19 protein-coding genes and 17 pseudogenes are annotated in these 25,499 nt (G+C 73.0%); 6 read left to right on the top strand and 30 right to left on the bottom strand.

The genetic code is table 11. From position 1 onward, the window contains the following. The 9 genes and pseudogenes from FF86_RS43060 to FF86_RS43035 form a co-directional block, all read right to left on the bottom strand. Positions 1-362 (bottom strand): annotated as a pseudogene (locus tag FF86_RS43060) (NADH dehydrogenase subunit D); the annotation flags it as partial. 1 nt (position 363) lies between these two features. Further along, positions 364-542, bottom strand: a pseudogene (locus FF86_RS43055) (NADH dehydrogenase subunit D); the annotation flags it as partial. A gap of 1 nt (position 543) precedes the next feature. Continuing rightward, positions 544-840, bottom strand: a pseudogene (locus FF86_RS43050) (NADH dehydrogenase subunit D); the annotation flags it as partial. A 58-nt stretch (positions 841-898) separates the two neighbouring features. Continuing rightward, a complete protein-coding gene (locus FF86_RS07940) occupies positions 899-1,570 on the bottom strand; it encodes an NADH-quinone oxidoreductase subunit C (RefSeq protein ID WP_044885159.1) in 672 nt (223 codons plus the stop codon). Between the two features lie 9 nt (positions 1,571-1,579). Further along, positions 1,580-1,741 (bottom strand): annotated as a pseudogene (locus FF86_RS65640) (RNA polymerase sigma factor SigF); the annotation flags it as partial. Then, positions 1,665-2,540, bottom strand: a complete 876-nt coding sequence (locus FF86_RS65635) for an NADH-quinone oxidoreductase subunit B family protein (protein WP_044885121.1) — start codon at positions 2,538-2,540, stop codon at positions 1,665-1,667. The gene FF86_RS65635 and the pseudogene FF86_RS65640, both read right to left, overlap by 77 nt. Beyond that, the gene (locus FF86_RS07930) at positions 2,531-2,893 is read right to left on the bottom strand and encodes an NADH-quinone oxidoreductase subunit A (RefSeq protein ID WP_044885120.1); all 363 of its coding nucleotides are present in this window, start codon (positions 2,891-2,893) and stop codon (positions 2,531-2,533) included. The genes FF86_RS65635 and FF86_RS07930 overlap by 10 nt, the downstream gene beginning before the upstream one ends. Positions 2,894-3,309: 416 nt before the next feature. Further along, a pseudogene (locus FF86_RS43040) lies at positions 3,310-4,156 on the bottom strand (FAD-dependent oxidoreductase); the annotation flags it as partial. A gap of 1 nt (position 4,157) precedes the next feature. Further along, a partial coding sequence (locus FF86_RS43035) for an FAD-dependent oxidoreductase (RefSeq protein WP_242418370.1) occupies positions 4,158-4,614 on the bottom strand: 457 nt, incomplete at its 3' end. 870 nt (positions 4,615-5,484) lie between these two features. Here FF86_RS43035 and FF86_RS43030 point away from each other — a divergent pair. Together FF86_RS43030 and FF86_RS43025 are read left to right on the top strand one after the other, a co-directional pair. Further along, positions 5,485-5,846 (top strand): annotated as a pseudogene (locus FF86_RS43030) (dienelactone hydrolase family protein); the annotation flags it as partial. A gap of 1 nt (position 5,847) precedes the next feature. Further along, the coding region (locus tag FF86_RS43025; RefSeq protein ID WP_242418369.1) for a dienelactone hydrolase family protein at positions 5,848-6,201 on the top strand (354 nt) is incomplete at its 5' end. Positions 6,202-6,235: 34 nt separating this feature from the next. Here the strand turns inward: FF86_RS43025 and FF86_RS07915 are convergent. The 8 genes and pseudogenes from FF86_RS07915 to FF86_RS43000 form a co-directional block, all read right to left on the bottom strand. Next, positions 6,236-6,961: a demethylmenaquinone methyltransferase gene (locus FF86_RS07915; protein WP_044885117.1), complete on the bottom strand. Its 726-nt coding sequence runs from the start codon at positions 6,959-6,961 to the stop codon at positions 6,236-6,238. Between the two features lie 76 nt (positions 6,962-7,037). Further along, positions 7,038-7,893 (bottom strand): annotated as a pseudogene (locus FF86_RS07910) (adenosine deaminase); the annotation flags it as partial. 1 nt (position 7,894) lies between these two features. Then, positions 7,895-7,952, bottom strand: a pseudogene (locus FF86_RS43020) (hypothetical protein); the annotation flags it as partial. 1 nt (position 7,953) lies between these two features. Beyond that, positions 7,954-8,162 (bottom strand): annotated as a pseudogene (locus FF86_RS43015) (adenosine deaminase); the annotation flags it as partial. Positions 8,163-8,242: 80 nt separating this feature from the next. Then, positions 8,243-8,666 (bottom strand): annotated as a pseudogene (locus FF86_RS43010) (dehypoxanthine futalosine cyclase); the annotation flags it as partial. A 1-nt stretch (position 8,667) separates the two neighbouring features. Next, positions 8,668-9,292: pseudogene (locus FF86_RS43005) on the bottom strand (radical SAM protein); the annotation flags it as partial. A 775-nt stretch (positions 9,293-10,067) separates the two neighbouring features. Then, positions 10,068-11,528: pseudogene (locus FF86_RS07895) on the bottom strand (serine/threonine protein kinase); the annotation flags it as partial. A 1-nt stretch (position 11,529) separates the two neighbouring features. Beyond that, positions 11,530-12,200 (bottom strand): serine/threonine-protein kinase (locus FF86_RS43000; RefSeq protein WP_396229804.1); only part of this gene is annotated, 671 nt, incomplete at its 3' end. Between the two features lie 549 nt (positions 12,201-12,749). Here FF86_RS43000 and FF86_RS07890 point away from each other — a divergent pair. From FF86_RS07890 to FF86_RS07885, 3 genes and pseudogenes are all read left to right on the top strand, one after another. Next, positions 12,750-13,438, top strand: a pseudogene (locus FF86_RS07890) (NAD(P)/FAD-dependent oxidoreductase); the annotation flags it as partial. A 16-nt stretch (positions 13,439-13,454) separates the two neighbouring features. After that, positions 13,455-13,712: pseudogene (locus FF86_RS42990) on the top strand (ferredoxin--NADP(+) reductase); the annotation flags it as partial. A gap of 121 nt (positions 13,713-13,833) precedes the next feature. After that, positions 13,834-14,289: a sirohydrochlorin chelatase gene (locus FF86_RS07885; protein ID WP_044885112.1), complete on the top strand. Its 456-nt coding sequence runs from the start codon at positions 13,834-13,836 to the stop codon at positions 14,287-14,289. A gap of 134 nt (positions 14,290-14,423) precedes the next feature. On the opposite strand, the gene cobA is transcribed toward FF86_RS07885, so the two are convergent. From cobA to FF86_RS31125, 6 genes are all read right to left on the bottom strand, one after another. Next, positions 14,424-15,995 carry a uroporphyrinogen-III C-methyltransferase gene (cobA, locus tag FF86_RS07880; RefSeq protein WP_044885111.1) on the bottom strand — a complete coding sequence of 524 codons (1,572 nt, stop codon included), beginning with the start codon at positions 15,993-15,995 and terminating at the stop codon, positions 14,424-14,426. 95 nt (positions 15,996-16,090) lie between these two features. After that, positions 16,091-16,762: a phosphoadenylyl-sulfate reductase gene (locus tag FF86_RS07875; RefSeq protein ID WP_044885110.1), complete on the bottom strand. Its 672-nt coding sequence runs from the start codon at positions 16,760-16,762 to the stop codon at positions 16,091-16,093. Continuing rightward, a complete protein-coding gene (locus FF86_RS07870; RefSeq protein WP_044885157.1) occupies positions 16,762-17,025 on the bottom strand; it encodes a hypothetical protein in 264 nt (87 codons plus the stop codon). Before FF86_RS07870 ends, FF86_RS07875 begins: the two co-directional genes overlap by 1 nt. Further along, positions 17,012-18,781: a nitrite/sulfite reductase gene (locus FF86_RS07865; protein ID WP_044885109.1), complete on the bottom strand. Its 1,770-nt coding sequence runs from the start codon at positions 18,779-18,781 to the stop codon at positions 17,012-17,014. Before FF86_RS07865 ends, FF86_RS07870 begins: the two co-directional genes overlap by 14 nt. A 60-nt stretch (positions 18,782-18,841) precedes the next feature. Next, a complete protein-coding gene (locus FF86_RS07860) occupies positions 18,842-19,030 on the bottom strand; it encodes a putative leader peptide (protein ID WP_044885108.1) in 189 nt (62 codons plus the stop codon). A 206-nt stretch (positions 19,031-19,236) separates the two neighbouring features. Beyond that, on the bottom strand, positions 19,237-19,596 hold the full coding sequence (locus tag FF86_RS31125; protein ID WP_255355735.1) for a response regulator transcription factor: 360 nt from the start codon (positions 19,594-19,596) through the stop codon (positions 19,237-19,239). An 810-nt stretch (positions 19,597-20,406) separates the two neighbouring features. Between FF86_RS31125 and FF86_RS07850 the strand changes: the two genes are divergently transcribed. Beyond that, positions 20,407-21,579, top strand: a complete 1,173-nt coding sequence (locus tag FF86_RS07850) for a helix-turn-helix transcriptional regulator (protein ID WP_044885106.1) — start codon at positions 20,407-20,409, stop codon at positions 21,577-21,579. A 137-nt stretch (positions 21,580-21,716) separates the two neighbouring features. On the opposite strand, the pseudogene FF86_RS42985 reads toward FF86_RS07850, so the two are convergent. From FF86_RS42985 to FF86_RS07820, 7 genes and pseudogenes are all read right to left on the bottom strand, one after another. Beyond that, positions 21,717-22,229: pseudogene (locus FF86_RS42985) on the bottom strand (menaquinone biosynthetic enzyme MqnA/MqnD family protein); the annotation flags it as partial. A gap of 1 nt (position 22,230) precedes the next feature. Then, positions 22,231-22,502, bottom strand: a 272-nt coding sequence (locus FF86_RS42980; RefSeq protein ID WP_304438106.1) for an MqnA/MqnD/SBP family protein, incomplete at its 3' end; no start/stop codon positions are given. 113 nt (positions 22,503-22,615) lie between these two features. Beyond that, a pseudogene (locus tag FF86_RS42975) lies at positions 22,616-22,810 on the bottom strand (hypothetical protein); the annotation flags it as partial. 331 nt (positions 22,811-23,141) lie between these two features. Further along, complete coding sequence (gene mqnE, locus FF86_RS07830; protein WP_044885102.1) at positions 23,142-24,290, bottom strand: aminofutalosine synthase MqnE; 1,149 nt, start codon at positions 24,288-24,290, stop codon at positions 23,142-23,144. A gap of 86 nt (positions 24,291-24,376) precedes the next feature. Next, positions 24,377-24,793 (bottom strand): hypothetical protein, encoded by a 417-nt coding sequence (locus FF86_RS07825; RefSeq protein ID WP_044885101.1) that lies wholly within the window; start codon positions 24,791-24,793, stop codon positions 24,377-24,379. Positions 24,794-24,993: 200 nt separating this feature from the next. Continuing rightward, positions 24,994-25,103, bottom strand: a pseudogene (locus FF86_RS42970) (ester cyclase); the annotation flags it as partial. A gap of 1 nt (position 25,104) precedes the next feature. Then, the coding region (locus FF86_RS07820) for a nuclear transport factor 2 family protein (RefSeq protein ID WP_242418368.1) at positions 25,105-25,392 on the bottom strand (288 nt) is incomplete at its 3' end. Between the last annotated feature and the right edge of the window lie 107 nt (positions 25,393-25,499).

The following is a 25,499-nucleotide window of genomic DNA, read 5'->3' as shown; positions in this document are numbered from 1 at the left end:
GGTGACGCCCAGCGCGATGCAGCCGGCGGCGTCGAGGACGTTGACGTCGACCATCCGCGCCTTCCAGATCGGCTGGCCGGTCAGCAGCCGGTGGTACTCGCGGATGCGCTTGGGCATGTCGGCGAGGAACTCCCGGATGGCCCGCTCCGTGCCGTCCGGCAGATCCTGGGCCAGTCCGCCGGGGCGGATGAAGGCGTGGTTCATCCGCAGCCCGGTGATGAGCTCCAGCAGGTCGAGGACCTTCTCCCGCTCGCGGAACCCGAAGATCATCGCGGTGGTGGCGCCGAGCTCCATGCCGCCGGTCGCCAGCCACACCAGATGCGAGGCGATGCGCTGCAGCTCCATCACCAGCACCCGGATCANGGTGGCCCGCTCGGGGATGTCGTCGGTGATGCCGAGCAGCTTCTCCACCGACAGGCAGTACGCCGCCTCGTTGTACAACGGGGACAGGTAGTCCGCACGGGTGAGGAAGGTGACCGCCTGGGTCCAGGTCCGGTACTCGCAGCTCTTCTCGATCCCGGTGTGCAGGTAGCCGATGACGANGCGGGTCTCGATGACCGTCTCGCCCTCGATCTCCAGCACGAGGCGCAGCACGCCGTGGGTGGAGGGGTGCTGCGGCCCCATGTTGACGACGATGCGCTCGGCGTCCTGTTCCCCGGCGCCGAGGATCTCCTCCCAGTCGCCGCCGGTGACGGTGTAGACGCGGCCGGAGGCGGACTCGGTGAAACCGGCCTCGTAGGCCGAGGACCCGTCGGTGGCGTGGGCGGTGCCGTCGGTGGGCTGGGCGGTCGATGTGTGCTGGGCGGTGGATGTGTGCGGGGCCGACGTGCTGGGCGTCATAGCGAACCTCGGATGTCGCCTCGGGGATGCAGGCGGCCGGTCAGGGCCGGGTGCGGGATCACGAGTAGCTCCGGCGCTCGTCCGGCGGCGGGACCGTGGCGCCCTTGTAGTCGACCGGGATGCCGCCCAGCGGGTAGTCCTTGCGCTGCGGGTGCCCGATCCAGTCGTCCGGCATCATGATCCGGGTCAGCCCGGGGTGGCCGGTGTAGACGATGCCGAACAGGTCGTAGGCCTCCCGCTCGTGCCAGTCCGCGGTGGGCCACACCGAGGTCAGGCTCGGCAGCGTGGGGTCGGCGTCGGCGACGGAGACCTCCAGGCGCAGCCGGCGGCGGTAGGTCATCGAGGTCAGGTGGACCACCGAGTGCAACCGGCGACCGGTGATGTCGTCCGGATAGTCCACTCCGGACAGCGACGACAGCAGCTCGAAGCGCAGTCCCGGATCGTCGCGCAGAGTCTGGGCCAGCGCGGGCAGGCCCTCGCGGCGCACGTGCAGGGTCAGCTCGCCGCGGTCGACGACGGCCCGCTCGACCGCGTCGCCGAGCTGCGGAAAGACGCGTTCGAGCGCGTCGTACACCGCATCGGCGTCGGGGTCGCCGAACGGCCGCTCGCTGGCGGCCAGCACCGGGGCCGGGGCGACGAGCCCGCCGAACCCGGAGGTGTCGCCGGTGCCGCCGGAACCGAACGCGTCGTGGCGCCGTCCCGGTCGCACGCCGTTGCCGCCGCCCACCAGCTCGCCGGNGCCGCTCGCGGCCGTCCCGCTCTCGTCGAGGGCGCCGCCGTCCGCGCCCCGGCCTTCGGCGGGAGTGCCGGCGGCGGGAGTGCCGTCAGGGGGTGTCATGGGTCGCTCCTGAGTCGGCATCCCGCTGCGCGGCGCCGGTGCCTGCCGTGGCGCCGCCCGCAGCGGCCTCGCTGTCGGCGATGTCGGCGGTGCTCGGGCCGGGACCGTGGGCCCGCGACTCGTCGGCGGGCTTGGCGTCGACGGGGATCCCCTTGGCCCGCCCGAACACCGACGGCGGGACGATCGCGGCCGGCCGGCGGGTGTCGAGAACGGGTTCGACGGCGCCGCGCCCCGTCGGGACCGGCGCGCCGGCCGGGATCCGGAAGTGCTTGCGGTCGTTGACGGACAGGGTCCGGGTGTCGAGCTCACCCGCGGGCAACCCGGCGCGGGCGGTGGCCACGTCGATCGGCTTGGGGTAGGGCGACGAACCGGACTCCGTGTGCGGGGTCTTGCCGGTGACCGGCCCGGCAAGGATCTTCTCGTGCAGCTTGATGATGGCGTCCATCAGCATCTCCGGCCGCGGCGGGCAGCCGGGCAGGTACATGTCGACCGGGACGATGTGGTCGACACCCTGCACGATGGCGTAGTTGTTGAACATGCCGCCGCTGCTGGCGCAGACGCCCATCGACAGCACCCACTTGGGCTCGGGCATCTGGTCGTAGATCTGCCGCAGCACCGGCGCCATCTTCTGGCTCACCCGGCCGGCGACGATCATCAGGTCGGCCTGGCGGGGACTGGCCCGGAAGACCTCCATGCCGAACCGGGACAGGTCGTAGCGGCCGGCGCCGGTGGACATCATCTCGATCGCGCAGCAGGCCAGCCCGAAGGTCGCCGGCCACAGCGACGACCGCCGCGACCAGTTGGCGAGCTTCTCGACGCTGGCGAGGAGCACGCCACCGGGCAGCTTCTCCTCTAGTCCCATTCCAGACCTCCACGACGCCACTCGTAGGCGTACGCGACGAAGATCGTCGCCATGAACAGCGCCATCGCACCGAGGCCGAACACCGCGAGGCTGTCGAACGCGACCGCCCACGGGAACAAGAAGATGATCTCGATGTCGAAGACGATGAAAAGCATCGCGGTGTTGTAGTACTTCACCGGGAAACGCTGCGGTCCGGCCGGGGCCGGAGAGGGTTCGATCCCGCACTCGTAGGCATCGATCTTCGCGCGGTTGAACCGGCGCGGGCCGATGAGCGCACCCGCCGCGACGGAACCGACCGCGAACAGGGTCGCGATCGCCAGCAGAACGAGGATCGGCACGTAGTTCGAGAGCATGCCGAACTCCTCTCCTTCGAAAGAGTGTTGCCGGACGTTATGAGGAATGGCTTTCCGGTGAACGGATCGCAAACGGTCCGTACTCGGTGTTCGTCACGTTTCTGGCCACTTGATCACGGCGCCGGAAGCGGGGCGCCCTCATAGAGTCCCGAGCCAGATCCCCTGGCCCGGTGGTACTTCGCGGTCTCGCCGGCCGCTCCTGCCGGCTCCCCCCAGGACTTGTGACCCCAGGATCTCCGACGGCGGGCTGGTCCCACAGTCCTGTCCGCGGAGAAAGCGGTCCGGGTACGCCATGACGGCCTGCCACACTCCGCTCCGACACCGGTCCACCAGCGCCGGCGCCGCAAGGCGCGATAGACCGGCATTCCGTCGATCCGGCCCGTTCTGCTCGCCACCGGATCGACTCGGGTAACACGTCAGGCCGCGGGAGCGAGCCGGGTCATAGCATTGATCAGTCGGTCCATCGCATCCCCTCCCCGGGGGTCGGTGAGATTCGCCATGATCTTGAGGACAAAGCGCATGAGGGTCGGCCGCGGCAGCCCGTACTTCGTTCCGAGCGCCATGATGGTCGGGTTCCCGATGAGCTGGACGAAGTATCGGCCCAGGGTGTAATACCCGCCGTACTGGGCGCGGATCATCGCCGGGTAGTGTCCGAGGGCGCGTTCCCGGGCGGGCCCCTCGGCACGGGCGAGCGCCTGCACGGCGACCTCGGCCGCGTACCGGCCGGACTCCAGCGCGTAGGCGATGCCCTCGCCGTTGAACGGGTTGACCATGCCGCCGGCATCGCCGACGAGCAGCACGCCGTCGCGGTAGTGCGGGGTGCGGTTGAAGCCCATGGGCAGAGCGCTGCCGCGCACCGGGCCGACCGCGTTGTCCTCGGTGAAGCCCCACTCCGGCGGCAGCGCCGCGAGCCAGCGGCGCAGCAGGTCGGTGTAGTTGGTGTTCTGGAAGGCGTCGGTGGTGTTCAGCAGGCCGAGACCGACGTTGCTGGTGCCGTCGCCGACGCCGAAGATCCAGCCGTAGCCGGGCAGCAGGCGGCTCTCGCGCGGGCGACCCTCCCACAGCTCGAGGTGGGACTCGAGGTGGTCGTCGTGGGTGAGCGGGCTGCGGTAGTAGCGGCGGACCGCAACGCCGAGCGGCCGGTCCTCCCGGCGGCGGATGCCGAGCGCCAGCGCGATCCGGGCACTGTTGCCGTCCGCGGCGATGACGAGCGGCGCGCGGTAGGTCACCGGCTCCCGGTCGGGCCCGGTACGCGCCAGTACGNCGACGACCCGGCCGGTGCGCTCGTCGAGCAGCGGCCCGGTGACGGCCGTGCCCTCCTGCAGCCGGACGCCAGCCTTCACCGCATGCCGGGCGAGCAGGTCGTCGAAGTCCAGCCGGGGGCGGACGAGGCCGTAGTCGGGCCAGCTCGCCAGGTCCGGCCAGGGCAGTTCCATCCGCACACCGCCGCCGACGATGCGCAGCCCCTTGTTGCGCGCCCAACCGGCGGCGGGCGAGGTGTCGATGCCCATCTCGACGAGGCTGCGCACGGCACGCGGGGTCAGCCCGTCGCCACAGACCTTCTCGCGCGGGAAGGTCGTCTTCTCGACGAGGAGGACGTCGAGCCCGGTACTGGCGAGGTGGTAGGCGGCCGACGAACCACCGGGGCCGGCGCCGACCACGATGACGTCGGCGTCGGTCGTCGACCCGCCGCCCACGCCGTCAGTCCTTGTCGTCGCCATGGCCACCCATTGCTCCGGATCTGCTCGACCACCCGTCCCGGGAGNACTCCCGGACGGGACCCTCCGCTTGAGTGCTCGTGAAATTCTTCACGAGCGTCCTCGGCGAGTGTAGGCCCTACGCAGGCCAATCGCACCAACCAGGATGCGCTGAAGACCGGACGAGTCGACTTCGCGCACCCAATGACCACTGTGAGCGACCGTTTCCCGCTCCCGGCCCGCACGGACCCGCCGCGGCGTCCCGGCGCAACTTCTGGGCGAGGGTATAATGCCCACCCCTCCTCTCGCGTGACCGCTGGTCACAGGCGCGACAGCCACGCCGAGCTCTCCAGCGTGTCACACATCGCAATTCATCCACTACACGCAGCCGACGGCCGGAAACGGCCCATGGCACCTTCTCCCCGCGGGGTGGGATCACCGCCTGTGCGGGGTAGTCACCCGCTGGCCGTCCGAAACGCGGCGCTCGTCCGCGGGCGCCGGGTGCGTCGCGGCGGTGCCACCAGGACCGCGCGGGGCACGTCCGGGCCAGGCGGCGCCGCCCGAACGGGCGGTCTCGACCGGCCCAAGCGGGTGACGCCCGGCCGGAAGGGACCACCCTGACCTGGCAGCCACGACATTCTGTCCCGACCCGATCCGCCCACTTGCCCACCTGATCGCCCGCCGCATCGTCCACGCCGTGTCATCTAACCCCGAAAAGGCGCAAAGTATCCCGAATCGTCACCCATCCCACCGGATGTGCACGGGCGGGCGGGCCACCACCGGCCCGGCCCGACCCGGCCCGACCCGGCCCGACCAGAACGCCCGTCACCGACACGCCCCGGAAGACCCGCCACAACCCGGCCGACCCGACCCAGTTCCGAATCGAGAGACGCGATGACCGAAGAGACCGTCGTCCTCCCCACCGCCGACGGACCTGCCCCGGCGACGCTCGCCGAACCCGACGGTCCCGCGCGCGGCGGCGTCGTCGTCCTGCATGAGGCGTTCGGCCTCACCGAGCACGTGCGGGGACTGTGCGGCCGCTTCGCCCGGGCCGGCTGGCGGGCGATCGCGCCCGACCTGTTCCACCGCGTCGGCTCGCCGGTCTTCGACTACGACGACATCGCCTCGGCGGTCAAGGTGGTCGAGGACCTCGACGGCACGGACCTGCTGGATGACGTCGATGCCGCCCTCGCCGTGCTCGCCGAGGAGGGAACGGCGCTGGACCGTTGCGCCGTCGTCGGCTTCTGCCTGGGCGGNAGCATCGCCTTCCAGGCCGCGGTGGCCCGCCCGTTCGGTGCGGCGGTCACGTTCTACGGCGGCGGGATCCGCACCCGACGCTTCGGCGAGCCCAGCCCGCTGGAGATCGCCGGGCGGCTGCAGGCGCCGTGGCTCGGCCTGTACGGCGACCAGGATCCGAGCATCCCCTTCGAGGACGTCGAGGCGCTGCGGGCCGCGGCGGCCGAGGCCCCCGTGCCCACCGAGATCATCCGCTACCCCGAGGCCGGGCACGGCTTCCACAACGACGCCCGCCCGGCGTCCCACCATCCGGCGTCCGCCCGCGACGGCTGGTCGCGCACCCTGACCTGGTTCGACTCGCACCTGCCCGGCTGACCCGCGGCAGGCGTCGATCAGCCGGGGGCGTCGATCAGCCGGGGGCGTGGCCGCGGTGCAGGGCGACGACGCCGCCGGTGAGGTTGCGCCAGGTGACGCGGGACCAGCCGGCCTCGCGCAGCAGATCGGCGAGCTCGGCCTGGGCGGGCCACGCCCGGATCGACTCGGCCAGGTAGACGTAGGAGTCCGGGCTGCTGCTGACCGTGCGGGCGACCCTCGGCAACGCGCGCATCAGGTACTCCAGGTAGACGGTCCGCCAGGGACCCCACACCGGGCGGGAGAACTCGCAGACGACGAGGGCGCCGCCGGGCCGGGTGACCCGGCGCAGCTCGGCGAGGCAGCGCACGGTGTCTGCGACGTTGCGCAGCCCGAACGAGATCGTCGTGCGGTCGAACACGGCGTCGGGGAAGGGCAGGTGCAGCCCGTCCCCGGCGGTCAGCACCACCCGTCCCGCCGGGCTGGCGGGCGGCGGCCTCTCGGCGAGACGGCGCTGGCCGGCGCGCAGCATGCCCAGGGAGAAATCGCAGGCGACGACCTGCGCGCCGGCCTCGGCGAAGGCCCGCGAGGAGGTGGCCGTGCCGGCGGCGAGGTCGAGGACCCGCAGGCCGGGGCGCAGGTCGAGGAAGGCGGCGGTGGCACGCCGCCAGGTCCGGTCGAGGCCGCCGGAGAGCACGGCGTTGGTCAGGTCGTAGCGCCCGGCCACACCGTCGAACATCGCCGCGACCTCCTGCGGCCGCTTGTCCAGCCCGGCCCTGCCCACCGCGCCCCCTCCCGTCGTCGACCCCGATCCATACCGAACCGATCCACCCCGCACCGATCCGAACTTGCCGCGCCGCTCAGCCACCGGCCGTCGATCCTCCACCGGCCGTCGATCCGCCGCCGAGCAGCTCGCCGTCGAACCGGGCGAGGGCCGCCGGGGCCGCGGCGCGGGCCGCCTCCTCGGCTGCGTCCCAGTCGGTGGCCGCGCCGAGGCGGCGCAGCCGGTCCCGGGTCGCCTCATCACACAGCGCCCCGGCGACGCCGGCCGCATACAGGTCGCGGGCGCGGGCGCCGAGCCCGGCGGCGACGGCGTGCTCGGTGCCGAGGTCGGTGCCGAACATCGCCGGGTCGTCGGTGGCCAGTGAACAGGCCACGCCGGCCGCGTGCAATGCGGCAAGCGGATGGTCACCCAGGCGGACCACGGAGCGGGTGCGCAGGTTCGACACGGGGCAGACGTCCAGCACGATCTCCGCGTCGGCCAGGCGGCTCATCAGCGCCGGGTTCTCCACCGCGCGGATGCCGTGGCGGATCCGCCGGGCGCCGAGCGCGTCGAGCGCACCCTGGATCGACGCCGGACCGTCCGTCTCCCCCGCGTGCGGCACCGCGGCGAGCCCGGCGTCCGCGGCCAGGGCGAACGCGGGCGCGAACGGCTCCGGCGGATGGCCGATCTCCGGGCCGCCGAGCCCGAGGCCGACGACGCCGCGCTCGGCGAAGCGCGCCGCCCAGCGGGCCACCTCGGTAGCCGCCTCGACGGGCAGCACCCGGTCGATGTCCGGGGTCAGGCGCACCTCGACGCCGAACCGCTCCCGGGCCTCGATCGCCCCGTCGGCGTAGCCGTTGAAGATCTCCTCGACCCGGACGCCGCGCTGCACGCGGAACCACGGCGAGAAGATGCCCTCCACATAGACGGCGCCGTGCGCGGCCGCCTCGGCGNCGTAGTCGACGACGACCTGGCGGAAGTCGGCCTCGGTCCGCATCACGTGCGTCGTCATNATCCAGACCTGGATGAAGTGGTTGAAGTCGCGGAACCGGTACAGCTCCGCGAGGCCCTCGACCGTCCGCGACGGCAGGGCCTCCTCGTTGCGCCGGGCCATCTCCAGCAGCGTCGACGGCCGGACCGTCCCCTCCAGGTGGACGTGCAGCTCGATCTTCGGCCCGGTAGCCGCCAGGACCGCGGCCGGGGACCCGGCGGACTCGCTCATCGGGCCAATCTATGGCGTCCCGNCCGGGGCGGGTGCCTGGGGCGGGTGCCTGGGTGCGCCCCCGCGCCAAGGAAGATTGCTCAGGTGGCCGAGACGAGGGGGAGCGCGGTGGAGGAGAAGTGGGAGGCGACGCGGTCGTCGGTCGGGTCCTGGGCCGGGTCGCGGTGGACGACGAGGTGGCGGTAGAGGGTGTCGCGCTGCGCGGGGATGCGGCCGGCCGTGCGGATCAGGCTGATCAGTTCGGAGCGGTTGGTCCGGTGGCGAGCGCCCGCCGAGGAGACGACGTTCTCCTCCAGCATCACCGAGCCGAGGTCGTCGGCGCCCATGTGCAGGGTGAGCTGGCCGACCTCCTTGCCGGTCGTCAGCCACGAGCCCTGCAGGTGGGCGATGTTGTCGAAGAACAGCCGGGCGACGGCGACGAGGCGCAGGTACTCCAGCGTCGTGGCCTGGGTCCGCCCGCCGAGGTGGTTGTTCTCCGGCTGGTAGGTCCACGGGATGAACGAANGGAAGCCGCCGGTACGGTCCTGCACGTCCCGGATCATCTTCAGGTGCTCGATGCGCTCGGCGTTCGTCTCGCCGGTGCCCATCATGAAGGTCGCGGTCGATTCCAGGCCGAGGGTATGCGCCGTCTCCATCACCGACAGCCAGACATGGCCGGGCTCCTTGAGCGGGGCGATGGCGTGCCGGGGGCGCTCGGTGAGGATCTCCGCGCCGGCGCCGGCGAAGCTGTCCAGGCCCGCGTCGCGCAGCCGGGTGATGACCTCGGGGAACGTCAGGCCGGAGGTGCGGGCGATGTGCACGACCTCGCTGGCACCCAGCGAGTGCAGGGCGAGCTGCGGGTAGGCCGCCTTGATCGCGCCGAACACCTGCTCGTACCACTCGATGCCGAAGTCGGGGTTGTGGCCGCCCTGGAGCATGATCTGGGTGGCACCGAGCTCCACGGCCTCGCCGCACTTGGTGACGATGTCGTCGACGTCGCGGACCCAGCCCTCGGCGTGCTTCGGCGCCCGGTAGAACGCGCAGAACCGGCAGGCCGTCACGCAGATGTTCGTGTAGTTGATGTTACGGTCGATGATGTAGGTGGCAATGCCGTCGGGATACCGGCGGCGACGTACCGTGTCCGCCGCCGTNCCGAGCGCGTGCAGGGGTGCCTGGGTGTAGAGGAGCAGGGCCTCCTCGGGCGAGATGCGGCCGCCCCCGGCGGCCCGGTCCAGGATCGACCNGATCTCGCCGGCGCCGTCGCCCCGACCCACCGCAGACTCGCCGTCGGCATCCACAAGGCTCATGGCGCGATGGTACGACCTGGATCCCGATGCCGGACCACGTCGCGCTCAGGCCAGCACCAGGACGGTCGGGGTGAGACGGCCGGACGATCAGTAGCCGGAACGACCGCCGGTGTCGGCCGGACCGGTGCTCGGAGGGACGTCCGCGTCGTAGCCGCTGGACGACCGCTCACCGTAACCGGCACCGGACCCGCTGGACGGCCGCTCACCATAGCCGGCATCGGACCCGCTGGACGGCCGCTCACCGTAGCCCTGCTCGGAACCAGAGCCGCCAGTCCCGGACGGCCGCTCACCGTAACCGTGCTCCGCGCCGTAGCCGCCCGGGTGGCTCGGGGTCGAGCCGGTGGTCGGGCCGTCGGTGGTCGGGCCGCCGGTGGTCGGGGGGCTACCCGGAGCGTTGTGATGGCCGGGGCCGTGGGTGCGGTTGGTGAACTTCTGCTGTACCTGCTTGATCTTGGCTCGGTTCTCGGGCTTGTTGGCCNCAGCCTTGGCCTTGTCGACCATTTCTCGCGTCTTCGGGCTGTGCAGAAATTCGTTGATCTTGCTTGAGATGCTCGCCATGAGGTCGGTGTACCTATCCGGCGGTGGTTTTACGCCTGTCGGTCAGCCGTTCCGCGCTCCNTCACCCCGGACCGCCCGAGGAACCGCCCAAGGTGTCCTTGGCCTGGTTCCACAGGCTGTCCACCTGGTCGCCCACGCCGTTCTTGACCGAGGTGGCCACCTTGTCCCACAGCCGGCTGCGCTGCTCGTCGACCATGGACGCGATCTGGTCGGCCGCGGAGAGCAGGAGCAGGACGACCAGAACGAACAGGATCGTCCGCTTGAAGGGGATCCGCAGCCGGAACCGTCGGCGCGGGCGTCGCGGCGCCGGGGGGTCATGGTGTTCCGGCGCCCGGTCGCGGGGGCGCTCGGCGACCGGGCGCGGCGCCGGTTGCGGGCGCGCGGCATCGCCGCGGTCGGCCGCCCGTCGCCCCTCGGCGCGCCGCCCCTCGGGACGGTCCGGTGCATACGGCTGGGCCTGCGGGTATGGCTGGGCCTGCGGATACGGCTGGGCCCGCTGGTTGGGCTGGGCCTGGGGATAGGGCTGGGCCTGGGGGTAGGGCTGGGCGGGGTAGGGCTGGGCCGGCGGGTGGGGCCGGGCCTGCGGATACGGCTGTGGCTGCTGCTGAGGCGGCGGGTACGGGCGGCCCGCCTGGCGAGGTGCCGCAGACGGGGGTGGTGCCGCCGGCGGGTAGGGCGACGGGGGCGAGCGGCGGTCGTCCGCCGGCGGCGCCGGCTCGGCGCGGCGGTCGCGGGCTGCCGGTCCGGGTGCGGCGGCCGGGGCGGGAGGCTGCTCATCTTCGTACTGGACGAATCCCGCGCGCCGCCGCCGGCGGCCCGGCACCCCCTGACCGTCGGCAGCGCCACCGAAGCCGGCGCCACCACCACCACCAAAGCCGGCGCCCTCGAAACCAGCGTCGCCGGCGCGGCCCGCCTCCTCGGCGGCCCCGCCGCGGGCGCGCGGGGCGCGATCCTCGACGCCGAGACCGGCCAACGCCGGTGGCGGCACGGGCGGCCCGGCCGGCGGCGGAAGGTCGGCCGGCTCATCCCATCTGGGTTCCCTCGCCGACGGGGCGTCGCCTTCCCACCAGCCGTGCTGCTCGCCGGCGCCGGCGACGCGGGTCCGCGCCGGCCTGGCGGCGTCGGCGCGCCGGGCGCCGGGCGCCGGGGGGTCGACGTCCGGTCCGGTCGAGCCGTCGGCGGCCACCGAGTCGTCATAGCGCCTGGTCCGGAAGGCGTCCGCGCCCGCTGCGGCCCCAGCGGCCCCAGCGGCCCCAGCCGCGGCCGCGGCGGCGCTGCGGCCTCGCGGCCAGGTGCCGTCGAGGACGGCGGTGGCCGCGACCCGGGTGTCCCCGCCGGGCGGCGCCTCCTCCCCGAGCAGGGTCAGCAGCAGCCGTTCGGTCGACGGGCGGTCCCGCGGGTCGCGAGCGAGCGCGGAGCGGACGACGGGTTGGAGCTGCGCCGGCACGTCCCGCAGGTCGGGCCGACCCGTCTGGATCTTCTCCGACATCTCCAGGTAGGTGCCCTGCCCGTAGGGGTGAGCNCCGACGGCGGCGTAGGCGATGAGCAGGCCCCAGGCGAAGACGTCGACCGCCGGGCCGATCGTCGAGCCCTCCATCTGCTCGGGGGCCATCCAGCCGACCGAGCCGAGGACGAGGCCGGTCTGGGTCCGTCCCTGCGCCGCGTCGAGGGCCCGGGCGATCCCGAAGTCGATGACCCGGGGGCCGGAGAACGACAGCATGACGTTGCTCGGCTTGAGGTCACGGTGGACGATGCCGGCCTTGTGGATCGCGGTCAGCGCGCTGGCCACACCGATCGCCACGCCCTGCAGGGTCGACATCGGCAGCGGCCCGGACCGGGTGACGACGTCATCGAGGCGAACGCCGTCGATGTACTCCGTGACCAGGTAGGGGCGGCGGGCGGCGGGATCGGCGTCGAGGACCTGCGCGGTGCAGAACGGGGCGACCCGGCGCGCCGCGGCGACCTCGTCCCGGAACCGGTCGCGGAACTCGGGGTCGGCGGCCAGGTCCGAGCGGATCACCTTGATCGCGACGAGGGCTCCGGCGGTGTCGCGGGCGAGGTACACCGTGCCCATGCCGCCCGAGCCGAGCCGGCGCACGACCCGGTAGGCGCCGATGACGGTGGGGTCGTCCGGGTGCAGTGCCTCACCCCGGGTGCCGTCCGGCGCGTCCCGGCCCGTCGATCGATCCGCCACCGCTCTCCCGCCCGTGTCCGCTGTAGTGCCCACCGCCGCTCGGTGCGGCCCGGCGACTGCGGGTGCCTGTTACCTCACGCTAGCCCTCGCCGGACGCCACACGGGGAGCGCTGTCCGCCATCCGACGGCCGCGACGGTGCGCCGTTCCCCCCGGAACGTCCTGGAATACTGCCTGAACAGCCGGCACGAGCGACAACGAACCGGGCAACGGCGAAACGATACAAGCGCAACGCCGCCTCCCGTTGACCGGGACCGCGCTTCGCCCGGCGATCCGGGCGCATCGCCCGGCACTGCCGGCGCCCGGCGTCGCGGCACCGGCCGGTCAGGGACGCCCACCAGCGGAGATGACGGCGTGCCAGCCGGATCTCCGGCAGGATGAGGCGAAGGAACGTCCAGTGGCACCGACCGGACACTCCAGTCCGACCGGTCGGGTCGCGGGCCGCGAGGTGCGGGGAGCTGCTCATGGTCACGCAGTCGGTCGAGGCGAACGACGGCACCGCCGTCCGCCCGGAGGCCGCCGCGGGCGGCGACGTCGACACCAGCGTGGACATGCTGATCGTCGGCGCCGGCCCCGCGGGGCTCTACGGCGCCTACTACGCGGGTTTCCGGGGCATGTCGGTCGCGCTGATGGACTCGTTGCCCGAGGCAGGCGGCCAGGTCACCGCGATGTACCCGGAGAAGGTGATCTACGACGTGGCCGGCTTCCCGGCCATCCGCGGCCGCGAGCTGGTCGACGCCCTCGTCACCCAGGCGGCCCAGTTCGACCCGACCTACCTGCTCGACCAGCAGGCCGCCGAGCTCGCCCACGAACCGGAGGCGGTCGTGGTGACCAGCAGCCAGGGCCACCGGGTCCGCGCCAGAGTAGTCGTGATCACCGGCGGGCTCGGCACGTTCACCCCGCGGCCGCTGCCGACCGGGACCGGCCATCTCGGCCGCGGCCTGGCCTACTTCGTGCCGAAGCTGGACGCCTACGCCGACCAGGACGTTGTCGTGGTCGGCGGCGGGGACAGCGCCTTCGACTGGGCGCTCGCCCTGGAGCCGATCGCCCGCTCGGTCACGCTGGTGCACCGCCGCGACCGGTTCCGCGCGCACGCGGCGACGATCGAGCGGGTCGAGGCGTCGAGCGTGGAGATCCTCACCTTCTCCGAGGTCGCCGCCATCCACGGGGAGGACCGGATCGAGAAGGTCGAGCTGGTGCAGACCCGCACCGGAGACCGGCACGTCCGCCCGGCGCAGGCNGTGGTCGCCGCGCTNGGCTTCACCGCCGACCTCGGGCCGCTGACCCGCTGGGGGCTCACCATGGCCCGGCGCCACATCGCGGTCGACTCGACGATGTTCACCGGCGTCGACCGGGTCTTCGCGGCCGGGGACATCACCGAGTACCCCGGCAAGGTCCGCCTGATCGCCACCGGTTTCGGCGAGGTCGCGACCGCCGTCAACAACGCCGCGCCGGTCGTCGACCCCGCGGCGAAGGTGTTCCCGGGGCACAGCTCCGGCGACAGCACCGCCTGACCACATGACCGCCCGACCGGAATGACCGTCTGACCGGACGACCGCCCGACCGGAATGACCGCCTGGCCGTCTGACCGGACGGCCAGCGGCCGCGATCGGGCATCTGGCGCACACTGGTGGCATGCGCGGTCTTCTGGTTATCGGCCACGGTTCACGGCGGGACGAGGCGAACGCCACCGTCCGCGAGCTGGCCCGCCGCCTGGCGACCGAACCTCGCCAGGACGGCGACGGCTGCGCGGGTCGCCCGCCGTCCGCGCCGGCAGCGCCGCGGCCGTGGGGGGCCGTCGAGGCGGCGTACCTCGAGGTCAGCCGGCCCGACATCGGCGAGGGCTATGCCAGGCTCGCGGACGCGGGGTGCACCGAGATCGTCGTCTATCCGTTCTTCCTCTTCGGCGGCAACCACACCCGCCGCGACCTCCCCGCGGCACTGGAGGAGGCACGCGGACGGCACCCGACGACCCGCTGGATCCTCTCCGAGCCCCTCGGCCTGCATGCCTGCGTCGTCGAGGCGGTGCGGGCACGGCTCGACGACACGTTGCGCGACCTGGTCGCCGCAGCCGAGCACCCCACCGGCTGACGGACCGGCCCCACGTCCGGCGATCATGGCGCCCCCTCAGGAACCGCGCCCTGCGTCGCAGCCCCTCGCAGGGAGGCGGTACGCCTGAGAACGGTGCCGCCGACGACGGCAGGCGGCGGCCGCCGGGGTGACGATCAGAAGGCCGCGGCGGCGCGGCTGGCGGCGACGAAGTCCGCGACGGCGGCGGCAAGCGGGCGCACCCCCGGCTCGGCCGGCACGATGTCCACCCGGATGCCGGCGGCCTCGCAGGCCTGGGCGCTGCGTCGGCCCATCGCGGCGACGAGCAGGTCCGGGGGCAGCGGCCCGTACAGCTCGGCGGTGCTGCGGGCAGCCGTCGAGGAGGCGAACGCCGCGACGTCGAAGTCGCCGTGCCGCAACTCGTCGGCGATCCGCGGATCGGGATCAGCGGTCACGTCGGTCAGCAGCGGCACCCGCCGCGGCGTCCACGGGCCGTCGGCCGGCAGGTCGGCGGCGCCGACGACGAGCACCTCCGGCACCGGGGCCGGCCGGCGGCCCGCCGTCCCCTGCCCGGCACCCACCGCTGCCCCGGCACCCACCGCACCCTCTGCACGGGCAGCACGGGCGGCCCGGCCGGCATCTCCCGCGCCTGCGGCGAGGTCGTCGAGCGTGGTGGCGGCCAGGCCCAGTGCGTCGAGGGCGGCGGTGACGTCGGGGCGGGCGGCCACCAGGGTCAGCCCGGCCAGCGCGCGCACGTCGGTGCCCGCCCGGCGCAGCAGGGCGACCACCGCGGCGACCTCGTCCGGGTCGGCGAGGACGAGGCCCGCGGCCCCGGGCAGCGCCGCCAGCAGAGCCGCACCGGCGTCGTCGAGCGGGGCGGGGCGGGCCACGACCGTCTCGACCGCGTCCGCGCCGAGCTGTCGCAGCCGGCGGGCCAGCAGGCCCGGGCGGGGCCGGGTGCGGGCGACCAGGACGCGCACGCCCGCGAGCGGCGCCGCACCGGCGGCCGGGGCGTCGTTGCGGGCGGCGACCTCGCCCACCACGATCACTGCCGGTGACCGCACGCCCGCGGCGATCGCGTCGATGGCCAGAGCGTCGAGCGTGGTGCGCAGGACCCGCTGGGCGGGGGTGGCGCCACGCTCGATCACCGCGACCGGGGTGGCCTCCGGGCGGCCACCGGCGAGGAGGGCGTCGGCGATGTCCATGAGCCGCGCCACCCCCATGAGGATGACGATCGTCGCCCGGGAGGCGGCGAGTCCCGCCCAGTCGACGGTCGAGTCGGGGTGGCCGGGTGGCAGATGACCGGAGACGACGGCGAGTTCCTGCGCCAGGTCGCGGTGGGTGACCGGGATGCCGGCGAGCGCCGGCACGGCCAGCGCCGAGGTGATGCCGGGGACGACGGTGCAGGCCACGCCCGCCTCCGCGCAGGCCTGGGCTTCCTCACCGCCCCGGCCGAGGACGTAGGGGTCGCCGCCCTTGAGCCGCACGACCCGGGCGCCGGCCCGGGCCCGGTCGACGAGGACCGCGTTGATCTCCTCCTGGGCCCAGGAGCGGGCGGTCGGACTCTTGCCTACATGGATGATCTCCGCGTCGGGCGGCGCGGCGTCGAGCAGGACGGCCGCGGCGAGCCGGTCGACCACGACCACGTCGGCGGTCGTGAGCAGCTCACGACCACGCACAGTCAACAGCCCGGGATCGCCCGGACCAGCCCCGACCAGCCAGACCTCACCCGCGATTCGCCCGTCCATCACGGCGTGCACCGTACCTGTTCGTCCTTGTCCGACGAGCGCTCACGCGGGCGGCGCCACAGCGCGGCCGAGTCGGCGGCCGGGTCGGCGGCCGGTCAGTGGATGCCGCACTCCGTCTTGTTCGTGCCGGCCCAGCGGCCCGCGCGGCCGGCGCCCCGCCGGGTGCACGGCCAGCAGCCGACGGAGTCGTAGCCGTCGGAGAGCAGCGGGTTGACGATGACCTCGTGCTCGGCGACGTACCGGTCGACGTCGGCGTCGGTCCAGGCGGCCAGCGGATGGATCTTCACCTTGCCGCGGCGCGCGTCCCAGTCGACGACCTTCAGGTTCGCCCGGCCGGCGGACTCGGCGCGCCGCGACCCGGCGGCCCAGGCGTCGTAGGGCGCCAGCGCCCGGTCCAGCGGCACCACCTTGCGCATCCGGCAGCACAGGTCGGGGTCGGTCTGGTAAAGGTCCTGGCCGTAGACGGCGTCCTGGCCGACGACGGTGAGCTGCGGGCGGACGCTGATCAGCGGCAGGTCGTAGGTCGCGGCCACCGCGTCGCGGGTGCCGACCGTCTCGGCGAAGTGGTACCCGGTGTCGATGAAGACCACGGGCACGTCGGACCGGATCCGGGCGAGCATGTCGACCAGGATCGCCTCGGCCATGGACGCGGCGACCACCAGCTTCGTGCCGAACTCCTCGGCCGCCCAGCCGAGGATCTCCTCGGCCGGCGCGCCTTCGAGCTCGTCCCCGGCCCGCAACGCCCGGGATTGCAACGTGGCACCCATCAGCTCGTCTCCTCGTCGTCGCGCGCGGCGCCTCGCCGTGCCGTCTGGTCCCCCGTTGCGCCGCGCCTGCCCGCCGGCGTGGCACCGACCGGGCCCGCAGCGACCGCGAGGGCCGTCAGGCTCAGTCGGAAGGCTCGCCGGCAGGCCCGGCACGCCCAGTGCCCGTGCCCGGAGCCGGCGCCGTCCGGCGCCGGCTCCGGGACGATGTCCTCCTCGCCGCAGTACGGGCAGTAGAAGGGCACCGCCCGATCACTGCCGGCCATCGGCACCCCCGGCCGCCGGCCCTGCATCGGCACCGGCACCGGCACCGGCCGAGGAACCCACGGCGCCGACCGCGGCCAGCGACGCCTCGTCGGCCCGCTCCGCCCAGTCGGCAAAACTCTCCCCGTCGGCGCGCTCGCGCCGGTAGGTCTCCAGCAGGCCGACGACGTAGTCGAGCAGCCCGTCGGCGGTGACCTTGAGGCCGCGCGACTTGCGGCCCAGTCGCGACCGGGTGCCCAGGTGGCCGCCGAGGTGCACCTGGAAGCCCTCGACCATCTCACCGGCGTCGTCGGGGACCAGCGAGCCCTTCAGCCCGATGTCGGCGACCTGGAAGCGGGCGCAGGCGTTCGGGCAGCCGTTGACGTTGATCCCGATCGGCTCGTCGAAGTCGGGCAGGCGGCGCTCCAGCTCCTCGATGAGGTCGCGGGCGTTGCCCTTGGTCTCGACGATGGCCAGCTTGCAGAACTCGATCCCGGTGCAGGCCATCGTGCCGCGGCGGAACACGCTCGGCCGGACGACCAGATCCAGCGCCGCGAGCTCGGCCTCCAACGGCGCCACGGCCTCGTCGGCCACGTCGAGGATGACCAGCTTCTGGGTCGTCGTCGCGCGGATGCGGCCCTGTCCGAACCGGTCGGCGAGATCCGCCACAGCGCGCAGGATCGTCCCGGACACCCGCCCCGCGCGCGGGGCGAAGCCCACCGCGTTGCGCCCGTCGCGCTGGCGGTGCACGCCGATGTGGTCGCGGCCCTCGTTGCGCGGGGGCGCCGGCGGCGGCCCGTCCGGCAGCGCGGCCGTCAGGTACTCCTTCTCCAGCGTGGTGCGCACCCATTCGGCGCCCATGTCCGCGACGAGGAACTTCAGCCGGGCTCGGGTGCGCAGGCGCCGGTAGCCGTAGTCGCGGAACAGCGAGGCGACGCCGTGCCAGACCTCGGCAACCCGCGCCGGCGGCACGAACGTCCCCAGCCGCACGCCGAGCTTCGGGTTCGTCGACAGGCCGCCGCCGACCCACAGGTCGTAGCCCGCGCCGAGCTCCGGATGGACGACGCCGACGAACGCGATGTCGTTGATCTCGTGCAGCGTGCAGTGGTCCGCGCAACCGGAGATCGCGCTTTTGAACTTACGGGGCAGGTTCGCCAGCGTCGGGTCGCCGACGAAGCGCTCGACCACCTCGTCGATAGCGGCCGACCCGTCGATGACCTCGTCGCCGTCGACGCCCGCCAGCGGGCAGCCGAGGATGACCCGCGGGGTGTCGCCGCACGCCTCGGCGGTCGTCATCCCGGCGCCCTCGAGGGCACCCCAGATGGCGGGCACGTCCTCGATGCGGATCCAGTGGAGCTGGATGTTCTGCCGGTCGGTGACGTCGGCGACGTCCCGGCCATACCGGGTGGAGATGTCCGCGATGACCCGAAGCTGGTCGGCCGTCATCCGCCCGCCGTCGAGCCGGATCCGCTGCATGAAGTAGGAGTCGTCGAGCTCCTCCGGTTCGAGGACCGCCGTGCGGCCGCCGGAGATTCCCGGCCGGCGTTGCGTGTACAGGCCCCACCAGCGGAACCGGCCACGCAGGTCCTGGGGGTCGATCCCGTCGAAGCCGGTGTGCGGGTAGAGGTTGAGGATGCGGTCGCGCACCTCCAGCCCGCCTTGGTCCTTCTTCATGCGCTCGTTGGCGTTGAGCGGCTCGGAGTATCCCAACGCCCACTGGCCCGCTCCCTTGGGGCGGGACGGGCGCGCGGGACGGGCAGGGCGGGCAGGAGAAGTCATGAGATCTCTCGATGCGCGGGGAAACGCGACGCCGGCAGAGTGGCGCCGCGAACGGGAACGTCAGCGGGAGCGGCGACAGCCGGCGCTGGAGACCCGCAGCAGGTCGACGTGCAGGCGCGCGACGAGCATCGGCTCAATCACGAGGCACGCGGCCGCGGGGGACGACGCGAACCCGCGCCGGGGCGAGACGCGGACCAGATCCGTCGCTCGCTCAGCCGGCGCCCCGAGGGTGAGGGCACGCGTAACCACGGCCCCATGTTTCCACAGAAGTGACGCCGATGGGCGCGTTGTGGGTCCCAGGACCACGCCACCAGCGAGTATCACCCCGCGAACCGGGCCAAATCGGGCCAGTACCGGTGGCCTTCCCCGGCCCTCCGACACCGCCACCACAACTCTACCGCACCGATGGAGAAAATGAACAACGCAGTCCACGCCGGAGATCGGTGATGCGAGGCTCAGCCGGTGCGCCGGGCGGCGCAGAGGCGGCGGAGCTGATCGACCAGCGGGCCGGTGGCCAGGCCCTTTTCCAGTAGGGCGTCCGCGCCCAGAGCGAGCACGCGATCGAGCAGCGCGTCCTCGGAGAAGCCGGTGAAGATGACCACGGTGGCGTGCGGCGCGACCCGCCGGATCCGCGGCAGTGCGCCGAGGCCGTCGAGCACCGGCATCGCGAGATCGAGCAGCACAAGGTCCGGCGCCGTGCGCACGACCTCGTCGATGGCCTCCGCCCCGTTGGCGGCGGCGCCGACGACCACGAAGTCGGGTTCGGTGCCCAGTAGTAGGCAGAGCAGCTCACGCACGCCGTCCGCGTCGTCCACGACGACCACTCGGCGCGGGGCGACTGTGGGCGGCGGCTCGGCCGCGCCCGGGCCCGCGCCGTCACCGGGGGCGGGGTCCCCGGGCCGCTCGCCATCCGGGATCGCGGCCCACGTGACCGGGCGGCTGGCCTGCACACCCGGGCCGCAGCCAGCATCCCGGCCGGGCTCGGGGCTGCGAGCCGTCCCGGAAGAGCCCCGAGCCGGGGCGACAACGTCGTCCCGGCCGAGCCCGACGGTGTCGGCGTCCACCGAACGNCCGGTATCCACCATTCTTTTGTACGCGCCCCACCCGACCCCGCGCATCGTCATTCAGGATGGTTTCCGGGGATGACCCATGTCGGTCATCCCAGCGATACCCACAGACCGTGGCGAAGTGCCGCACGCCCGGCGTGACAGTGATAGCCCGCGTTGCGGGAATAGGCCGCCGGAGACGATCTCTCGATGATTCCGCGGCTTTCCGCCCGGACTTCCTCAGCAACACTCCCGTTTCCCAACAAGAGCCCAAGAATACAGGCATAATGTCTCGACGGGTCCGCCACGCCCGTCCGGNCCTCCTAACGTATTGCATCCGATCACACGCCTGGAGCGACACCGTCCGGCAGAAAATCCCAACTTATGACGGAGAGTAATCATCGCAAGCGTTCGCGTATGGGACTTTTGGCCTCTAGTCTACTAGGGTGCACCATGGAGTAGCCTGATCACTACCGGTGAATTCCTGCCGGCTCTCGGGGGGGGGCACGAGAGGCGGCGCACGACGACTGGCCTCCCTCGGTGGGAGGCGACCTCTGCCACGCGGAAGGACGTCAACAGATGCGGCAACGGAGCCGAGGCCGGCAGGGCGCGGCGACCGCTGAAGACCTGCTCCCCGTGGAGGTCCGGCGGCGGCGCTGTGAACGCGTTCTCTCCCGGGACGAGCTCGCCCGACGCACCGGCTACAGCCGCCAGTACATCTCCCAGTTGGAGCAGCCCAGTCGTGGGATTCCTTCGCGCCCCGTGATCGCGGCCGTCGACGCGGCGCTGGAGGCCGGGGGCGCCCTGGTCGACCTGCGCGAGGCGGCCGTGGCCGCGCGAGCCGAGCGCCTGCGTCGCCGGCCCGACCCGGAGCGGGAGTCCCGCCGCCGGGTGTCGGACCTGCTCGACCACCGCCGGTCGGACCGCGAGCTCGACTACCTCGATCGGCTGGTTGCCGACCTCATCGCCAAGGCCGACCGGCTCGACCCGCAGGACGTCACCGCCCGGGTACTCGACCAGCAGAGCGTGGTCGACAACCTGCTATGCACCCCGCTGCTGCCGCATCAGCAGTTCCGGCTGTTCATGCTCGCCGGCCACCTGGCCGGCCTGCTCGCCATCTCGCTGCTCGACGTCGACGAGCTCGCGGGCGCGAGCACCTGCTGCCTGGAGGCGGCGGTGTTCACCGAACTCACCGGGCACGAGGGGCTGCGGGCCTGGACCCTCGCCGTCAACGGGCTCATCGACGCCGCCGCCCGGCGGGAGTGCGCCGCCGACGCCGGCCAGGCGCCGGACGCCGCCGCGCCGGATGCGACTGTCGACGGCGGGGTCGGCGACGGCGGGCGCGGCGACGGCGGGCTCGGCGGGCCGACCGTCACCCCGCTGCACAGGCGGCCGGGGGCTGCCGGCCGCACCCCGGCGATGCCCACTCCCCCGCCGAGCGCCGCCCCGCCGGCCAGGTTGGATCCCGTGGAGGGGCCGGCGTCGCCAGTCGGGTCGGGCGCGTCGGCGGAGGCGTTCACCCCGGCCGGGTCCGGCGCGCAACCGGAGGATTCGGCTGCCTTCGAACCCGCCCTGCCCGGTGGAGACGGCGGCGAATCACTCGACGAAATGCTGATCGCGCCCGGCGGGCGGGCCACGCCGCCCCGGCTGATCGCGCTGGTGAAGGGGCGCATCGCCCGCTTCGCGACCGCGAACACCCACCGGGCCGTCCCACCGTCCGGTATCTCCCACGCGTTCCGCCCGCCGGTCTGACCCCGGGCTGACCCCGGGCTGAGCTGTCCCGCGCCCGGTCCAACGCCGTCAGATCGGGCGGATCAGACCTCGGCGAAGGTCATCGCCCGCAGCGGGGGGACGTCGCCGCGGCGCGCGGCCTTGTCCGCGAAGGCGCNGATGCCCGCCTGCTGCCGTTCACCCAGCCGGAAGTCGAGGGTGGTGAAGTAGCGGGCCAGCGTCGCCGGGTCGAACACCTCGAAACGGGCCGCCCGCGTCGCTACCTGGTCAACATCGCGCAGCGCGAGGTCCAGCCCGGACCGGAACGCGTCGTGGACCTCCTTCACCGTCCCGGGATGCCGCTGCGCGAACGATTTTCGGGCCGCCCACACCGCGAAGACCATCGGCAGCCCGCTCCACTCCCGCCAGGCCGCACCCAGGTCGATCAGGCCCAGGGGATGGCCCTCGCCGCCGCGTTCGGCATCGTAGGTCGCGCGCAGCGCCACGTCTCCGATGATCACCGCGGCGTCGGCCTCCCGCAGCATCGACGGCAGGTCGGGCGGCATCGTGACGTACGTCGGCCGCAGTCCGTGGCGTTCCTCCAGCAGCATCCGGGCCAACAGCACGCTGGTCCGCGACGTCGAGCCGAGCGCAACGGTGCGGACCTCGGCAAGCGGCACCGCCGTGCTCAGNACGACGGACAGCACCGGCCCGTCGGAGCCGACCGCGAGATCGGGCAGGACGACGAGATCCTCCGCGTGCCGGAGGTACTCGACCAGGCTGATCGGGCCGATGTCCAGGTCGCCCGCCACGAGGGCCTCGTTGAGGCGATCGGGGGTGTCCTTGGTCAGCTCGATGTCGAGCAGCGCACCGGAGTGAACCAGCCCCCAGTACAGCGGCAGGCAGTTCAGGAACTGGATGTGCCCGACCCGCGGCCGGGCTTCGGTGCCCGCCGGCCCGGTCAACGCCGGCCGCCGTGACGGTTCTCCATCACGGCGAGGACCGCGCGACGCTGTCGCAGCGCCAACGGATAGCTCATCAGTCCACTGACGACCAATGCCAGCACAAATGCGAGAANCCCGCCCGCCCCGAGCAGCAGGACGACGGCGAGCACCACCCCGAAGAGCACCGCGCGGAGCGCGAAATACCGCAGGTTGATGCCGAGCAGGCCGCGATCCTTCGCCGCCGGGGCCCCCGGCGGCGCGGCCGCGACCCCCGGCGGCGCGGCCGCGGGCCGCCTCGGGCGCACGGTGGGGCGCTTGCGCAGTTCCATCAGGACCTCCGCTTCTTCGTCGGCACCCAGCCGAGCCGGCGCAGCACGGTCGGGAAGAACCCCAGCCCGAGGAAGACGACGAGCAGGCCGAGCAGGCTCGCGCCGCCGATCGGCAGACCGGCCCAGTCGANCAGCACGTAGACCGCCACGCCCGGGACCAGGATCACCAGGAAGGCGAGCACGAAGATTGAGCCGATTCCTGGCGCGCCGGGCGGTCGGACCGGCGGGCGGGGGGNGGAGGTGGCGTTCGCCGCCGGGGTGCCCGCGGGCGCGGGCTGGCCCGCCGCGCGGTCCTGCGTCGGCTCGTCCTCGCTGACCATCGAATCCCGCCTCAGGCGTCGATGGAGGTCGGGATCTCGCGGCGGGCCGGATCGGGACCGTCGTAGGCGCGGATCTCCCGGTAACGGGTGTCCCGCTCGACCGGCCGGAAGCCGGCGTCCCGAATGATCGCCAGCAGGTCCTCGCGCGTCATCGTGTTCGGAGTACCGAAGCGGTCCGCGTCATGAGTGATCTTGTACTCGACGACCGATCCGTCCAGGTCGTCGGCGCCGAAGTTCAGCGCGAGCTGCGCCGTGGTCAGCCCGTGCATCACCCAGAAGCACTTGACGTGGTCGATGTTGTCGAACAGCAGCCGGGAGACGGCGAACGTCTTCAGCGCCTCCGCGCCGGTCGCCATCGGCTGGTTCATCAGCCGGTTGCGCGGGTCACCGGCGGCGTCGTGCTGGAAGCGCAGCGGGATGAACACCGCGAAGCCGCCCGTCTCGTCCTGCAGCTCCCGCAGCCGCAGCACGTGATCCACCCGGTGGCGCGGCTCCTCGATGTGCCCGTAGAGCATGGTGCAGGGAGTACGCAGGCCCTTGGCATGGGCGAGGCGATGGATGCGCGACCAGTCCTCCCAGTGGGTGTCGTGGCCGACGATGTGCTGCCGGATCTCCCAGTCGAAGATCTCCGCGCCGCCGCCGGTCAGCGACTCCAGCCCCGCGTCGATGAGCTCGTCGAGGATCTCGTCGGCGGGCAGTCCGCTGATCTTCTCGAACCAGTGGATCTCGGTGGCGGTGAACGCCTTGAGCGCGACGCCGGGCAGCGCCTTGCGCAGCTCCCGCAACGAGCGGGGGTAGTAGCGCCACGGCAGCGTCGGGTGCAGGCCGTTGACGATGTGCAGCTCGGTGATGCCGGCCGGCTCCATCTCCTTCGCGAGCCGGACGGCCTCCTCGATCCGCATCGTGTAGGCGTCGGCCTCGCCGGGCTTGCGCTGGAACGAGCAGTAGGCGCAGGACGCCGAGCAGACGTTGGTCAGGTTCAGGTGCCGGTTGACGTTGAAGAAGGTCCGGTCGCCGTTCTTCCTGGTCCGGACCTCGTGGGCGAGGCCGCCGAGCCAGGCGAGATCGTCACTGGCATACAGCGCCTCCCCGTCGGCGCGGCTCAGCCGCTCGCCGGCGGAAACCTTGGCCTCGATCTCCCGTTTGAGCCCAGCATCCATGCCATCCAGACTAGCCCGCAACGCCGTCAGACCCACCCGAGCCGGCCGGGCTGACCCGTCACAACCGCCGGGCCCGTGGGGGTCGGTCAGGCGTCCCGGCCCTTGCCGGCACCCGGCGACGGCGGCCCGGCCGCGTCCCGGCCCGCGGCGGCACGCTGCGCCGCCCGCCGCTGCATGCGTCCCAACGGCCAGGTCAGCAGGCCGGCGACCGCGAACCCGATCAGCACCGCGAGCAGCAGGTTCACCCCGACCACCGCGAGCACGACCGTGATCACCACCAGGGCGGCCAGCCGGATCAGGAAGTACGGCAACTGCACCCGTAGGTCCACATCCTGCATCGGGGGCCGCTGTCGACGCCCGGCCCGGCCCGCGTCGCCGGCCTGTCCGCCGCCCGCCGAACGACCGCCGCCCGCTGGCCGGTCGGGGCCGCCCGTCCCGGCCGCCTTCGATCGGCCGGAACCGCGTCCCCGCCCCTTCGCCGCCCCGCGCCCGTTCGTCGCCATGTCGCCCTCGATCCGCCGAGCTCCGCGCCCCGCCGGGGCGGTGGCTGTGATCCACCCCCCGGCCCTGGGCCGTCGCCGCCCACTCTGCCCGCCCAGGCCCCGCCCCTGCCAGAGGGATCCCGGAACTACCCGGTCGAGAACGAACCGCCGCCAGCCTGATGTGGTCGCGGGTGGCCCTTCGGCCGGCCGACCCGGCTGCGTCAGGCGCCGGCGAGACCGAGTTGGTGCCGTAGCGCCGCCTCGTCGGCGAGGGCCCAGTGCTCGACGACCTTCCCGTCTCGCACCCTGACCATGTCCAGGCCGGTTACCTNGTAGCGACGGCCGGAGCCCGGGTGGGTGCCACGGAGCGTGTAACGGTTGACCGACGTGTCCCCGGTCGAGACGTTCTGCTCGATCCTCGCGGAGACGTTCTGGAACCCCTCGTTCATGCGCTCCCACTTCCTTCGCCAGGCGGCGATGCCGTGGTGGTCGCCCTCCCGGCCCCCTCGGTGGTCGATCACGTCCGGGTCGATCAGTGTCAGTGCGTCGTCGAGTCGGCCGGCGAGAACCTCGCCGTACTTCTCGACGACGCGACGGTGGACGTCAGCCGCATTCGACATGCTGCGCTCCTCGAATACCGTGGCACTGGACGTACACAAGCGGGGAACTCCCCGATTATCTCGCGGTCGACAACATAACCGGGGAACTCCCTGGTTAACAAGGGGGA

The sequence above is a fragment of the Frankia sp. CpI1-P genome, from assembly GCF_001421075.1.
Taxonomy (GTDB): domain Bacteria; phylum Actinomycetota; class Actinomycetes; order Frankiales; family Frankiaceae; genus Frankia; species Frankia torreyi.
This window is presented reverse-complemented; position numbering and strand designations above follow the sequence as displayed.